Genomic DNA, 15731 nt, shown 5'->3' on the forward strand with positions numbered 1-15731 from the left:
AAACGGATACGCCCTTCCTCCCGCATGAGCAAACTCCGCGCAACCCGCCCCGCATTTGCCTCCGCCGCCTGCGTCCCGCTCCGGCGCGTGCTGGCGGCGCTTGCGGCCGCGATATTGGCCGCCGCTTCGTATGCCGCTCCCGCGCCGTTGCCATCTCCCGCCGCGCTGCGCAAGGCCGTCGCCGCGGCCAGGCCCGGCGACACGCTCGTGCTCGCCGACGGCGTGTATGCGGACGCCGGTGCGTTCAAGGTCACCGCGAGCGGCGCCGAGGGCCGGCCCGTCACCATCCGCGCGGCCACGCCCGGCGGCGTCACCTTTACCGGCGCGGCGCAATTCCGCATCGAGGCAAACCACGTCGTGCTGGCCGGATTCCGCTTCACCGACGGCGGCCCGTCGAGCAACTCCGGCGTCATCGCCGTGAAAGCCAGCGACGTGCGCATCACCGAGTGCTCCATCATCGACTACAACCGGACATCCGAGCCCGAAAAAAGCATGTTTTGGATCGCGCTCAACGGACAGCGCAACCGCGTCGACCACTGCCTCTTCAAGGGCAAGACCACCGTCGGCGTGCTGCTTTTCGTGCAGCGACCGACCGATGCGCCCGACCACGCGCAAATCTACCGCAATGTCTTCCGCGACATTCCGCGCGGCACGGGCAACGGTTTCGAGACCATCCGCATCGGCACCAGCCACCAGTCGCAAAGCGACTCCCACTCGCTGGTCGCCGAAAACTATTTCGAGAACTGCGACGGCGAAATCGAAACCATCTCCGTCAAGTCGGGCAAAAATACCGTTCGCGACAACACCTTCGTCAACTGCCGCGGCACCATCACCCTGCGCCACGGCGCGGGCGGCACCGTGACCGGCAACATCTTTTTCGTCACCGATCCGAAGAAAACCGATTGCGGCGGCCTGCGTATCAACGACCGCGACCACGTCATAGAAAACAATTACATCGCCGGTGTCCGCACCGCCAACAAACACCTCGGCGGCATCGTCCTCATGTCGAGCGAGGGCGACGGCGAACTGCCCGTTCACGCCCACTGGCGCGTGCAAAACAACCTCATCCGCCGCAACACCGTCCTCAACTGCCAGCAGTCGTTCGTGTATGGCGGCGGTGAATACGGCACCCCGCCGCTCTCCTCCACCTTCGAGCAAAACCTCGTTGCCGTCACCCCGGATGCCGCCGCCGGGTGCGCGCCGCTCATCCGGCAGATCCATCCCATTGCGACGCCGGCCTACCGCGGCGAGATCTACCACGGCGCACCGCTCGGCCTCGAACCCGTGCCCGCCGGCATCGACACGGACGCCGACCCGAAACTGGCCGCCAGAACCATCAATGGCCACACCCTCTACTTCGCCACTGCCGTCGAAGCCGGAGCGCGCGCCGAGGCCCTCAAGCCGCTCCAGGAGTCCGACGTCGGTCCGGGCGTGAAAGAATCCAAATCCCCATGACTCAAATCCCCCAAAAAATCCCTCTTTCCCATCATGAACAAAGAACTCGAAAACAAAGTCGCCCTCGTAACCGGCGGTGCCCGGGACATCGGGCGCTCCGTCTCCCTTAAACTCGCCGCGCTTGGTGCCTCGGTCGTCGTCAACTACAACAGCAATTCCGCCAACGCCGACGCCACCGTGAAGGCCGTCGCCGATGCCGGCGGCAAGGCCGTCGCCGTGCAGGCCGATGTGTCCAAACCCGCCGACATCGAGCGCCTCGTGCAGACCGCGCTCAAGACCTTCGGCGGCAAAATCGACATTCTCGTCAACGTCGCCGGCGGTCTCGTCGCGCGCAGGCCGCTCGCCGAAATCGACGAGGCGTTTTTCGACCAGGTGATGGGCGTGAACTTCAAGAGCACCGTGCTCGTCACCCGCGCCGTCGTCCCGCACATGCCCGATGGCGGCGTCATCGTGAATTTCAGCTCGCAGGCCGCGCGCGACGGCGGCGGGCCCGGCGCGAGCATCTACGCCGCGTCCAAGGCCGCCGTGGCCAACTTCACCCGCTCGCTCGTGAAGGAACTCGGCCCGCGCCGCATCCGCGCCAACGCCGTCGCGCCCGGCATGATTTCCACCGCGTTCCACGACACCTTCACGAAGCCCGAGGTGCGCGCGCGTGTCGCCGGCATGACCCCGCTCGGACGCGAAGGCTCGCCCGACGAGGTCGCCGAGTTGACCGCGTTTCTCGCCTCGCCGCGCTCCTCGTTCATCAACGGCGAGTCCGTCGAAATCAACGGCGGCATCTTCTTCGCCTGAACCCATCGTTCTCGTTCCTCGTTCTCGAAACGCTCCGCAAACAAAAAGAGAGAACGAGAACGAGTAAGAGAACGAGAACGATAAAAACCCTTTCCCTTCATCCCGTTTTTCCCATGCGACCGCATCTTTCCATCCTCGCGCTTCTGGTCCTGTTCGGCCTCTCGCCCCTTCAGTCCTTCGGCCTTTCCTCCAGGCATCCCTGCCTTACGCTCACCGCGGAGGACGCGGCGCTCATTCGCGAAAACCTCGGCAAATATCCGCTCTTCGACGCCGCCTACCAGGCCGCCGTCACCCGCGTCGAGACCGCGCTGAAAAATCCCATCGACGTGCCCCAGCCCAAGGACGCCGCCGGCTACACGCACGAGCGCCACAAGCGCAACTATCTCGAAATGCACGCGGCCGGGTTCCTGTATCAGGTAACTGGCGACGCACGCTACTCCGCCTTTGTGAAGGCGCAGCTCGATCGCTACGCCGAACTCTACCCGACGCTGGGCAGGCACCCGGCGGCCAACAAGCAGGCCTACGGCCGCATCTTCTGGCAGAGCCTCAACGAGACCGTCTGGCTCGTCCACGTCGCGCAGGCCTACGACTGTGTTTACGACACGCTCGCGCCCGCCGACCGCGGGCGTTACGAAAAAAACATATTCCGTCCGATGGCTGATTTCCTCGTGAACACGCAGATCGAGGAGTTCGACCGTATCCATAATCATGGGACATGGACCGCCACCGCCGTCGGCATGATCGGCTATGTGATGGGCGACGAGAAACTCGTGCGGCAGGCCCTGCGCGGCTCGAAGATGGACGGCGAATTCGGCTACCTGCGCCAGATCGACCTGCTCTTCTCGCCCGACGGTTTTTATTGCGAGGGACCGTATTACGCCCGCTACGCGCTGATGCCGTTTTTTCTCTTCGCGCAGGTCATCGACAACAACCAGCCGGAGATGAAGATTTTCGAGTATCGCGGCGGTCTGCTCGGCAAGGCGCTCGATGCCACGCTCCAGCAAAGCTGGACCGGCGGCGCGTTCCTGCCCATCAACGACGCGCTCAAGGAAAAAACCTATCACACCGCCGAGATGGTGCTCGGCGTGAACCTCACCTACGCCCGCCTCGGGCACGACGCGCGCCTGCTCTCCATCGCCCGCGAACAGGGCACCGTGTCGCTCGGCGCCGCCGGCCTGGAGGTCGCGCGCGCCATCGCCATCGCCACCGGTCCGCTGCCGGCGTATCCGTTGCACAGCGTCGAACTCTCCGACGGACCCGACGGCAAATCCGGCGGCCTCGCCCTCCTCCGCTTCGGACCGAATCCCGCGAAGGATTCGCTCGCCGCGCTCAAATACACCGCCTTCGGCATGGAGCACGGCCACTACGACAAGCTCCAGTTCATCTATTACGACAACGGCCGCGAAATCATCCCCGACTACGGCGCCGCGCGCTACCTGAACGTTGACCAGAAATTCGGCGGACGCTACCTGCCGGAAAACAAAACCTACGCGAAGCAGACCGTCGCGCACAACACGCTCGTGGTGGACGAGACCACGCAATACGGCGGCAGCTACGCGACGGCCGAAAACGAGCACGCCGACCGCCACTACTTCGACGCAGGCGACCCGGACTTTCAGGTCGCCAGCGCGCGCGACACCGCCGCCTATCCCGGAGTCGCCATGCAACGCACGACCGCGATGGTGCGCGACGCGCGCCTCGACTATCCCATCGTCGTCGATGTTCTCCGCGCCGTTTCGGGCAAAAAACACCGCTACGATCTGCCCTTCCACTACGAAGGCACATTTCTCGCCATCAACGCCGAACTCGCGCGCAACACCACCGCACTCGCGCCGCTCGGCAAGAAGCACGGCTACCAGCACCTCTGGCTCGAAGGCTCCGGCGAAACCTCCGGGCCCGTCCGCTTCACATGGATGAACGGCTCGCGTTTCTACACCCTGCACGCCGCGGCCGGGGCATCGACCCGGCTCCTTTTCACGCTCGCCGGTGCGAACGACCCGAATTTCAACCTCCGTCCCGAGCGCGCCCTCATCCTGCGCCGCGACGCCGCGGAGGGCGGCACCGTGTTCACCAGTGTCATCGAGCCGCACGGCGACTGGAACGGCACCACCGAGGTCACCTACGGCGGCACGCCGGTCATCGAGGAAGTGCGCGTCCTCGCCGCGACCGACGAGGGCACGGTCATCCGCGTGACCGGCAAAAACAAACTTGCCCTCACGCTCATGTTTTCCAACCGGACCGGCGACGACGCGCAGGCCGCGCACACCCTCGTCGCAGGCGAAGAAACCTTCACTTGGAAAGGCAACGCGGCCATCCGCCGCTGACGCGGAAACACTTTCAACTCCACCAAGGGCGTCACCGCGCCCGATCCAAAATCGAAAATCGAAAATTCCACCATGCTCGTCCCGCTAAACGAACAGCGTTTCATCAAATTCGCCGACATCAAATTCAATGAAGTCGGCGACGGCGTGCGCCGCAAAATCATGTCCTACGGACCGGACATCATGTCGGTTTACGTCGAGTTCAAAAAAGGCTCCATCGGCGCGCTGCACAGGCATCCGCACCGCCAGATCACCTACATCCAGAAAGGCTCCTTCAAGGTGCATATCGGCGACGAGACGCAGGTGCTCGGTGCGGGCGACCATTACTATATTCCCGCCGACATCCCGCACGGCGTCGAGGCGCTAGAGGACGCCATCCTCATCGACATGTTCACCCCCGCCCGCGCCGACTTCCTGCCTGGGACCTGATCAATCGTTCCCGTTCTCTTGCGCTTTATTTTCATGAAAAAACTCAAAGGCATCCGTTGGTGGATCATCGGCCTCATCGGCGTGGCCACGGTCATCAATTACATCGACCGCAATGCGCTCGCCATCATGTGGCCGGAGATCGAGAAGGAGACCGCCATCTCGAAGCACGCCTACGCCAGCATCATCTCCATGTTCATGGTGTGTTATGCGCTCGGGCAGGCTGTGGCGGGGCGGTTGATTGACCGCATCGGCACGCGGCTCGGCTTCGTGCTCTCGATTTTCGTCTGGTCGCTCGCCTGCTGCCTGCACGCCGCCGTGCGCGGCGTGCTCAGCCTCGGTGCGTTTCGCGGGCTGCTCGGCTTCAGCGAGGCCGGCGCATGGCCCGGCGCCACCAAGGCCATTGCCGAGTGGTTCCCTCGCCAGGAGCGCGCGCTCGCCCAAGGCGTCTTCAACGCCGGCGCCTCGCTCGGCGCCGTCATCTCCGCGCCCGTCATCGCATGGCTCTTCGGGCATTTCGGCTGGCGCGCGACCTTTCTCGTGGTCGGCGGGCTTGGTTTCATCTGGATTCTGCCGTGGTGGATTTTTGCACGCTCGTCGCCCGGCGCGCATCCGTGGATTTCGCCCGCCGAGCGCGACTACATCATGGGCGGCGAGAGGCCCGGGCCGCAGTCGGCTGCGGCGTCCTCCGCGCCCGGCATGACGTGGAAGGAAGCCGCGTCGCACCGCCAGACTTGGTCGGTGGTCGTGTCGCGCTTCTTCATCGATCCCATCTGGTGGCTCTTCGTGAGCTGGCTGCCCATTTATCTCGCCGACCGTTTCCATTTTGACATCAGGCAAATCGGCATGTCCGCGTGGGTGCCGTATCTCGGCGCGGCCATCGGCAGCCTCGGCGGCGGCTGGTTTTCCGGGCACAAGATCCGCCAGGGCTGGACGGTTGACCGGGCCCGCAAGCGTGCCGTGCACATTGGCGCGCTGCTCACGTTCCCGTCGCTTGTCATCGTCGCGTTTGCGGCCCAGCCGGTGTTGTCCGTCATCGTGATGGCGGTCGCGCTCTGCGGATTCCAGGTGATGATAAACAACATCCAGACGCTCCCGAGCGACTTCTATTCGGGCAAGTCCGTCGGCACCGTGGCCGGCATGGGCGGCATGAGCGCGGTGTTCGGCACGCTGGTGTTCAGCACGTGGCTCGTGCCCGCGATCAGCAGCGTGAGCTACATGTATGTGTTTCTGCTCGTGGCCGTGCTCGTCCCCCTCGGCGTGGCCGCGATGCATTACTTCAGCGGCACCATCCAGCGCGTGGACCTTGGCAAATGATTTCCGCGAATAAAACCGCCGGCGCGGAAGCGCTTCGCCGTGGTGCAGGCGCTCTCGTGTGTCGCAACCTGATTTAATGACAATGCATCCCGGAAAAAACATTCGTTCCCATCTCACACTGTGCTCTGCCGCCGTGCTCGCATTTTTCGCGTCCGCCGCCACGCGCGCCGATGTCGAAATGCCCGCTGTTTTTGGCAACCGCATGGTCATCCAGCGCGGCCAGCCCGTGCGTGTCTGGGGACGCGCCGACGCGGGCGAAAAAATCGCCGTGGCGCTCGCCGGGCACACTGCCGCCGCGACCGCCGACGCCTCCGGCACCTGGAGCGTCGCGCTCCCGCCGCTCCAAGTGCTTCCGCCCGGCGCGCAGCCGCTTCGCTTGGAGGTCGCGGGCAAAAACAAGCTCGCCTTCCACCAGATTCTCGTCGGAGACGTGTGGCTTTGCTCCGGCCAGTCCAACATGTTTTTCCAGCTTCGCCAGTCCGCGCGCGCCGAGGCCGATGTCGCCGCCGCCACGCGTCCCGGCATCCGTTTGTTCAGCGTGGACCGCGCCGTGGCCGACGGACCGCAGTTCACGTGCAAGGGCAAGTGGGCCGACTGCACGCCCGAGACCGCCGCGCGCTTTTCCGCGGTCGCGTATTTCTTCGGCCTGCAATGGCAGGCCGACAACGGTGGCATCCCCGTCGGCCTCATCCATTCCTCGTGGGGCGGCACCACCGCCGAGGCCTGGACGCCGCGCGCCGTGCTCGACGCCGATTCCGACCTGAAGCCCATCCTCACGCGCTGGGACGAAACCATGGCCGATTTCCCAAAAATCAAGGCCGATTTCGAAGCCAACAAGGAGCGCCTCGTCGCCGAGTGGAAAATCGCCGTCCAGAAAGCGAAAGCCGAGGGCCGCATGCTGCCCGCCGAGCCGCGCCTCCGCACCGGCCCCGGCACGCAATACCAGCCCGCCGGCCTTTACCACGCCATGATCACGCCGCTCGCGCCCTTCGCGCTTTCCGGGGTGCTCTGGTATCAAGGCGAAGGCAACGCCCAGCGCGCCCACCAGTATCGGAAACTTTTCCCCGCGATGATCCGCTCGTGGCGCGATCTCTGGAATCGTGACGACCTGCCCTTCCTCTACGTGCAACTCCCGAATCTCGCCCGCCAGCCCGAACCCTCGCGCAGCGGCTGGGCCGAGCTTCGCGAGGCGCAACTCCGCGCACTCGCGCTGCCGCACACCGCGATGGCCGTGACCATCGATGTCGGCGATCCCGGCGACTTGCACCCGAAGGAAAAACTCCCCGTCGGCCGGCGCCTCGCGTCCGCCGCCGGGTCGCTCTTCGGCCTGCGCCCGCCCGCCGATGGCATCTGTCCGTATCCGCGCAGCCACAAGATTCAGGGTCGCGAAATCCGCGTGCAATTTTCGCCCTCCACCGTCGCGCTTCGCACCCGTGACGGAGGCGAGCCGCACGGCTTCACCATTGCCGGCACCGACAAACAGTTTGTCCCGGCCCGCGCCCGGCTTGAGGGCAATGCGATCGTCATCTGGAGCGATACCGTCGAAAAACCGGCCGCCGCGCGCTATGCGTGGGCCGACAACCCCGACTGCAATATCGTGAGCGCCGCCGGCCTTCCCGCGTCGCCCTTCCGCACCGACGACTGGCCCGAGGTCACCTTCGGGAACCGGTGAGCCGCCGCCCCGCCTCCGCCTTCCATCAAAAATCCAATCCGTCACCGCCATGAAAACCATGCTCCGCTCCGCAGCCTTCCTGTCCGCCCTCCTGCTCGTCCCCGCGCTGCTGCCCGCCGGGATACTGCTCGATGAAGACTTTGCCTCCGATGCGGCCGGTTCCGCGCCCTCGCGGGCCGTCGCCGTGACGCCCAAAAAAGCGACCGATACCCTCAGCGCCAGCATTGTCGAAGGCGCGGCCAATGCCGCCGGTGGCGGAACGGGCAAGGGCGTGCGCCTTATCGATAACGATCCGAAGGGCATCACGCTGGATTATAATTTCGCGAAGAATGCCGCCGCGCAGCAAAGCGCGATAAAGGTCGCCTTCGACCTCGCCTGGATGGGTGCGCCCGCCGGCGCGAAGCGCGAGTCGATGAATTTCGGCGTGGGCGCCTTCGGCGACGCCAAGGCCACGCTTAACGCCAACGCCCGCCGCCTCGTCACGGGCCGGTTTTATAATGACGGCGGGGCGCGCTTCGACGGCGGTTCCAAAAAGTCGAAGGAGTCTTCCCTCGGCGGCGCCGGGACCCGCAACCAGTTTGTGATCTATCTTAACGGGCACGATGGCCGCGCGCTCTCCGTGACAGCGCCGGACGGTTCCGCGCTCTCCGTTCCTGTGAACAGCATGCTCGTTTATCAGAATGGCAGGCAGGTCTGCAATGTGACCGTGGACAAATTCGCCGGCACGGAAAACCAAATGGGGCGCATTGGATTTTCCACAGTGTCAGCCGCTGCTGGTCTGGATTTTATAATCAGTAATATAAAAATCGATACCATCGAGTGACAAGTGGGGGCAGGGGATGCTTTCTTAATTATTAATACTTTGATATCATGAAAAATGTTAACATGCTTTCCGCCTGCATGGCGGTTCTCATTGCGGCCCCCTGCGTGTCATTGGCGCAGACGGTTATCAATCAGACCACTGGTTCTTCCTACAGCACCGTGAATGCCGCCGTCAATGCCGTCCAGGATGGCCAGACTATCGTCATCAGTGCGGATCAGACGCTGACCAGCAATATAAGCTTGGGGACTTCCAAAGACGGCGTTGTCTTCACCCTTCAAGGTTCGGGATCGGGCGTTACGATTGCCGCCGCCAACAACGCGCGTGCCATTACATCATACATCGAAGGCAACACGATCTATCTTCAAAATCTCACCCTGCAAGGCACCGGCACCTATACGAGCTCCGGAGCGGCAATTGGCTTTAGCGCTCCGACCGGTGATGATAAATCGACTGAGATCCTCGGCAGCTATGCGATCAAAGGCTTCAGCACCACGGGCAATGGAGCCGGCGTCAATAGCACCACGTCGGGAGGAACCATTGTCCTTGGCAGTGTGGGAGGCTTGGTGGAATTCTCCAATAACACTTCATCAGGCCAGGGAGGCGCCATTCGCGCACAGGATCTTGTCTTTAATGCCAATGCCATCCTTTCGAACAATAAAACCACTTCCAATTCCGGAGGCGCCATCTACGCTGCCGGCAACATCACCTTTTCCGGCAGCGCCACAATCACGGGCAATCGTGATGAGTCGGCCAACAACGGCAGCGGGCACTACGGCGGGGCAATCCACATGAACACGGCCGGCACAAAACTTTGGTTCATGGACAACGCCACGCTTGAGAGCAATGCCACGGTCAACGGCAACGGCGGCGCGGGTCGCGTGTATTTCCTCGTTGCCGATAAGGATTTGTTTGTCGCCAGCAACACCGCCAACAGGAATGTTGTCACTTCCGCGCATGGTGGCGCTTTTTATGTACAGGCGGATATGTCTGTTGCCGGTGTTACCACGGCGACAGGCAACTACGCGGCATCGAGTGGCGGCGCGTTTTATCTTCAAGGCAGCGGCACTTTTAACGGTGGCTCCACTTTCACAAACAACACGGCCGCAACAGGCAATGGCGGTGCTGTTTATTGGGGGGCCGCAGCCAGCGGCAATCTTGCCTTTAACGCCGATTCCGCCGACATCCTTTTTGACGGTAATATCGCCAATGGAAACGCCAATGCGCTTTTCATTTCCCAAAATTCCAGCAGTGCCATTACGCATACGCTCGTCCTCAATACGGGCACAGGCAATACCATTGCTTTCCACGACCCTGTCGCCAGCACTTCCAACGCTTCCTCAGCCAGCATCCTCGTTGATATTTCCGGCTCGGGTATTGTGCTTTTCGATACATACAAATCCAATATCACCGCCGATACCACTGTTGCTGCCGGCGCCACCCTTCGCCTTGCCAACGGTGCAATTTATGGCGCCAGCAATTCCACCGGGGCCTTCACTCTGAAAAATGGCGCCACGCTTTCCGGCAACGGCGCGATCAGCGCCGGCGCCATCGCCATTGAAGCCGGCACCCTGCTTGAGGTCGCCGATAGCGGCACACTGTTGCTGGATTCTTCCGCGCCGTCCATCGCCGGCGGCCTGCGCCTTGCCGGCCACGGCACCATCGATGCCGGTCAGGCTCTCAGCGCCGCGCAGATCAACGTCGGCGTCCTCACCGGCACCGCCCCAAATTCCGCCCAGACGCTCTCCTTCGCCTCGTCCACGCCGCTCACGCTCGAAACCGGCGGCACCATCAGCTTCGATTTGTTCGGCGGCGCCTCGTCGGATCAACTCACCGCCGATTCGCTCTCCTTTGGCGGCGGCAACATCATCAACCTCCTCGGCCTCTCCGGCACCTATACGCTTCTCACGACCGCCAATTCCACTTTCACCACCTCCGACTTCACCCTTTACGTCAACGGCCTCGCTCCCACCGCGCGCTACGGGGTGACGCCGACCGTCAACAGCGCCGGCTCCGGCAGCGAACTCGTGGTCGATTTCTCCACCAAAAATCTCGCCGTGAACTGGACGGGCGCCGCCGACGGCACGTGGAAGGCCTCCACCGCTTCCGATGCCAACTGGACGGACAACGCGGCCACGCCGGAAAACTTTTTCCAGAACGGCGACCGCGTCCTCTTCGACGATTCCGCCGCCGGCAAATCCGTCGGCATCGACGCGGCCGGCGTGCAGGTCGCCGACATGACGGTCAACACCAGCGGCACCTACACCTTTGCGGGCGCGGGCGGAATCACGGCGGGCACGGCCTACACCATAGCCAGCTCCACCTTCACGCCCACCGGAAAATTGGTGAAGTCGGGCGGCGGCGAACTCGCCTTTGCCAATGCCGCGGCGAACCAGTTTGCCGGCGGCATCGACATCGACGGCGGCGTCATCTCCTTCACGCGCGCCGACCAGATCGGCACCAGCGGCACGTCCGTCTCGTTTGCCGCCGCGGCCAGCGGCACGCTGCGTCCCGCCGTCAGCGGTATTGAATTTTCAAATACAATCGACATCGGCGCGGGCGCGACCGCCGCCGTCGAGGTGCGCAGCGGAAGCGCCACCTATCGCGGCACGCTCAACGCCGCCACCGGCGCCGATGTCTTCGCGAAAACCGGCGCGGGCCTCCTCGTCCTCGACGCGGACAACGCCGCCTTCGCCGGCTCCACCCGCATCGCCGCCGGCTCGCTTCTCCTCGCGTCCGGCGCGCAGCTCGGCGGCGCCGTCACCGTCCTCAACGGCGCGACGCTCGGCGGCCGAGGCGTCGCCGGGACGGGCGCGGGCGGCGTGACCGTGCAGTCAGGCGGCATCATCGAGATCGGGCTGCCCGGGACGCCCGGCGCGCAGACGCTCACGCTCAACAACCTCTCGCTCGACGGCGCCGTGCTCAAATACGACCTGTTCGGCACGACCGGCGGCGACGGGTTTCAGGAAAGCGACCGCATCGCGCTCACCGGCGCGCCGCTCGTCCTCGGCGGCGGCGACAGCACCATCCTCATCGAGAGCTTCCAGACCGGCACCTTCAACCTCGGCAATCTCGCCGCGCTGGATGGGCACGCCAGCGTCGCCATCGCGGGCGGCGGCGGTTCGCGCCAGAGCGTCGTGCTCTCGTCCACCAATTCCGACCTCATCCTCACCGCCGGCGCCGACATGTCGCGCGTGCTCCGGTGGACGGGCTCGACCAGCGCCGAATGGGACGGCTCCACCGTCAACTGGACCGATTCCGGCTCGGTCAATGAATTCGCCAGCGGCGACCGCGTGATTTTCGACGGCGTCGCCGACGCCGCCAACCCCGGCAACCGCATCCTTTCCATCAACGGCGGGGTGATGCGTGTATCCGATTTATGGATGCAGGGCGCCGCGGACTACGAATTCACCGGCTCGCATGGCATCGAGGCGAGCGCGGCCAATGTCATCCATGTCGGCGGCTCGAGCGCGGTTGACGACCCCGCCGGCAAACTCGTGAAGGACGGCGCGGGCACGCTCACGTTCTCCAATTCCGCCGCGAACAACTTTGCCGGCGGGGTCGAGGTGCGCGCCGGCACGATTGTCTTCGCCCGCGCCGACCACCTCGGCGACGGCGGCAACGGCATCCATTTCACCGGCAGCGGCACGCTCAGGCTTTCCGCCGAGCCCGGCGCCGCTCTGCCCAACAACCTCGTCGTGGACGACGCGCAGACCGCCGCCCTCGACACCAACGGACACTCGCTCGTCCTCGGCGGCACGCTCGCCTCCGGCGGCACCGGCGCCACTCTCGCGAAACTCGGCGCCGACGCGCTCACGCTCACGGCCGACAGCTCCGGGTTTGCCGGAAAATTCGACGTGCTGTCCGGCACCGTCGCGCTTGCGTCGAATGCGCGCCTCGGCGGCGCGGTCAGCATCGCCTCCGGCGCGGCTTTCGGCGGCGCGGGGTTTGCCGACGGTGCGGTCACCGCCGCGTCCGGCGCGCGCGTTGAAGTCGGCGGACCCGCCGCCGGCACGCTCACCGTCGCCGACCTGCGCCTCAATTCGGGCGCGGTGATCGCCGGCTCCGGCACGCTCGCCGGCCGGACCGTCATCGGGGCCGACGCCCCCGGCGTGGTCACCGCCGACATCGCGACAGCCGCGCAACTTTTCCTCACCGGCACGCTCACCGGTTCCGGCACGCTGGCCAAGACCGGCGCGGGCGATCTCGTTTATGCCAACGCCGCCGCGCTCGGCCACACCGCGACCGAGATTCGCGAGGGTTATGTGATGCTGCGCGGCATCGACGGCCTCGCCGCCGCGAGCGGCACGCACGTCGTCGCGCTCGCGGGCGGCTGGCTCGATCTTTCCGAAACCTCCTTCGACACCTCCGGCTCCAGCGCGCACGACTGGTCGGGGCTCGTCCTCACCGGCTCGCAGGGCGGCGTCATCGGCGGCAACGACCGCATCACGCTGCGCGCGGGCGAAACCGCCTTCGACATCGGCAGCGCCACGAAGCAGGGCGTGTTTGTCGTCATCGCCGCCGGCGCGGGCGGCACGGCCGCGCTCTCCGGAAGCAACACCTACATGGGTTACACGCGCATCGACAGCGGCGCGCTCGAAGTCTCCGCCGATGCGCAACTCGGCGATACGACTGCGCACCGCGAGGTCGTGCTCAACGGCGGTTCGCTCCGGGTCACGGGCAGCGGCTTTACCACCGCCCGCGCCCTCGAACTGCGCGCGGCGGGCGAGGTGTTTGTCGCCGACAGCGCCACGACCGCCTGGGCCGCGATCAACAAAAACGCCGCATCCTCCGTCGCGTTCACCAAGACCGGCTCGGGCGCGCTCGTCATCGCCGGTGCGAACACCGCGGATACGACCAGCGTCGCCGCCGGCCGCCTCGTCGCGCGCCAGGCGGCCGGCGCGGGCGCGGGAGCCGTGACGGTTGCGGACGGCGCGGCGTTTGTGTTCGAGAATGTCCCGGCGGGCACGGTTGCCAACCGGTTTACCGGCGCGGGCTCGCTCGAAATCACCGGCGGCGCGCTCACGCTTTCCGGCGCGAGCGACATCGCCCGCATCAGTGTCACCGGCGGCGCGTCCGTCACCGCATCCTCCGCGGGCGGCCTCGGCGGCGCGTCCACCAGCGTGCGCATCGACGCGGCGCGCGCGTTGCTCGGCGCGACCAACACCACGCTCGGCGCGGTCGAGCTGGCCAATGGCGGCACGCTCGGCTTCGCGCCCTCCGCCACCTCGTTCAAGCGGGCCGCCCTCGGCTCGCTTTCCGGCGGCGGCGTGCTCGCGCTCAACACCAACCTCGGCCTCAGCCTCGGCGACCAGTTCGCCGTCGCGAGCGCCCCGTCCGGCGGCTACACGCTTGTCGTCACCAACACCGGCGCGGCCCCCGCCGCGCTCGGCGCCCCGGTCGATTTGCTCGTCGCGCCCTCCGGCGGCGGCGCGACCTTCGAGCTGGAAGGCGGCCACATCGACGCGGGCATGTATGCCTACACGCTCAATGTCGCCGACGGCGACGGGCAGGTTTTAGTGAGCCTCGGCGGCAGCGGCGCGCTCAGCAACGCCGGCGGGATCATCACCGGCATGTCAGGCGCGATGCCGCTGAGCTGGTTCGCCGAACTCGACACCGTGCACAAACGCATGGGCGAACTGCGCGCCCTGCCCGCGGAAAAAGGCCGCTGGCAGACCTGGCTGCGCGGCTACGGCCAGCGCCTCGACGTGGAGTCGAAGGCGACCGGCGTCGCGTTTTCCGAGCGCCAGATCGGCGGCGACGTCGGGCTAGACTGCAACGTGGGCAACATCGACGGCACCGGCGCGGCGGTTTACATTGGCGGCTTCATGGGCTACGGGCAGGCCGAGCGCGATTTCGACTCCGCCGGCGACGGCAGGAGCGAAAGCATGTATGGCGGCGTCTATGGCACCGTGGTCACCGGCAACGGCTGGTATCTCGACGGCGTCCTGAAATACAACGGATTCAAGAACCGTTTCAACGCGACGGCCACCACGCGCGAGTTCATCTCGGCGCGCTACAACACCTACGCCATCGGCGGCTCGCTGGAGGCCGGCAAAAAGATCGACTTTGGCAAAGGCTGGTTCTTCGAGCCGCAAATCCAAGGCGCGTTCACCATGCTGTCCGGCAAGGAATACAGCGCGAGCAACGGCATGGAGGTCGAGCTGCGCTGGGGCACGACGGGGCAGGGCAGGGTGGGCTTCCTGTTCGGGCGCGGCTTCACGAGCGGCTTCGGCGAGTTTTTCCAGCCCTACGTGAAACTTTACGGCGCGTCGCAGTGGACGACCGACGGGCAGGTCATCGTGGGCGGCGACCGCTTCAATCCGACGCTGAAGGGCGACCGCATCGAAGGCGGCTGCGGCCTGATGTGGATGCCCGGCCGCCGGACGCAGCTTTACATCGACTACGAGCTGGCGAGCGCCGACTACTACGACAAACCCTGGGGCTTCAACTTCGGCTTCCGGCACATGTGGTGAGCGTGTGCATGCGGATTTTCTGGGGATATTGGGTTATCCTTTTGGAGGGACGGCCTCCGTGCCGTCCGTTCTGCGGCGTGCCTGCGACGACTTCAGCGAAACCCGGACGGTCCGGAGGCCGTCCCTCCAACGGGAGTCCCCGCGCCCTTTTCCCGCGTTTCCCTCTGAAAAAATCCGCCACAAAACCCGCTGTGTCCTTGCAACCAAAAAACGAAAAAACTTATCCCCATTTCGCCTGTGAATAACTTGTGGGAAAGTTGCTCTTGCCCCGCCGTTTTTCTTTGCCGTTATTTGCTCCCTTCATTTGCATCCAGTCCGCGACTTCAGGTTCTTTCACACATCCCATCCTCAGCTTCCAGCCAGCGCCCAGCGAGCAGCATGCTATTATGCAGGACATCAGCATCTTACAAAACAAATTTTTTCACCCCTTTTCCCTGATGCCCCGCCACGAC

Annotated in this window: 8 protein-coding genes; all 8 read left to right on the forward strand. The window is 65.0% G+C overall.

The features are described 5' to 3' along the window. The first annotated feature begins 24 nt into the window (after positions 1–24). A complete protein-coding gene (locus OH491_RS27295; protein WP_068772741.1) occupies positions 25–1455 on the forward strand; it encodes a polysaccharide lyase 6 family protein in 1431 nt (476 codons plus the stop codon). 33 nt (positions 1456–1488) lie between these two features. Next, a complete protein-coding gene (locus tag OH491_RS27300; RefSeq protein ID WP_068772740.1) occupies positions 1489–2247 on the forward strand; it encodes an SDR family NAD(P)-dependent oxidoreductase in 759 nt (252 codons plus the stop codon). A 113-nt stretch (positions 2248–2360) separates the two neighbouring features. Next, positions 2361–4571 (forward strand): alginate lyase family protein, encoded by a 2211-nt coding sequence (locus OH491_RS27305; protein WP_068772739.1) that lies wholly within the window; start codon positions 2361–2363, stop codon positions 4569–4571. Positions 4572–4643: 72 nt separating this feature from the next. Continuing rightward, the gene (locus tag OH491_RS27310) at positions 4644–4997 is read left to right on the forward strand and encodes a cupin domain-containing protein (RefSeq protein WP_068772738.1); all 354 of its coding nucleotides are present in this window, start codon (positions 4644–4646) and stop codon (positions 4995–4997) included. A gap of 33 nt (positions 4998–5030) precedes the next feature. After that, the gene (locus tag OH491_RS27315) at positions 5031–6311 is read left to right on the forward strand and encodes an MFS transporter (protein WP_068772737.1); all 1281 of its coding nucleotides are present in this window, start codon (positions 5031–5033) and stop codon (positions 6309–6311) included. A gap of 133 nt (positions 6312–6444) precedes the next feature. Then, complete coding sequence (locus OH491_RS27320; RefSeq protein ID WP_334319676.1) at positions 6445–7983, forward strand: sialate O-acetylesterase; 1539 nt, start codon at positions 6445–6447, stop codon at positions 7981–7983. A gap of 49 nt (positions 7984–8032) precedes the next feature. Beyond that, positions 8033–8806, forward strand: coding sequence for a hypothetical protein (locus OH491_RS27325; protein ID WP_068772735.1), 774 nt, complete (start codon positions 8033–8035; stop codon positions 8804–8806). Between the two features lie 47 nt (positions 8807–8853). Then, positions 8854–15279: an autotransporter outer membrane beta-barrel domain-containing protein gene (locus OH491_RS27330; RefSeq protein WP_342750782.1), complete on the forward strand. Its 6426-nt coding sequence runs from the start codon at positions 8854–8856 to the stop codon at positions 15277–15279. Positions 15280–15731 lie beyond the last annotated feature (452 nt).

It is taken from the genome of Termitidicoccus mucosus (assembly GCF_038725785.1).
Classification (GTDB): Bacteria; Verrucomicrobiota; Verrucomicrobiia; order Opitutales; family Opitutaceae; genus Termitidicoccus; species Termitidicoccus mucosus.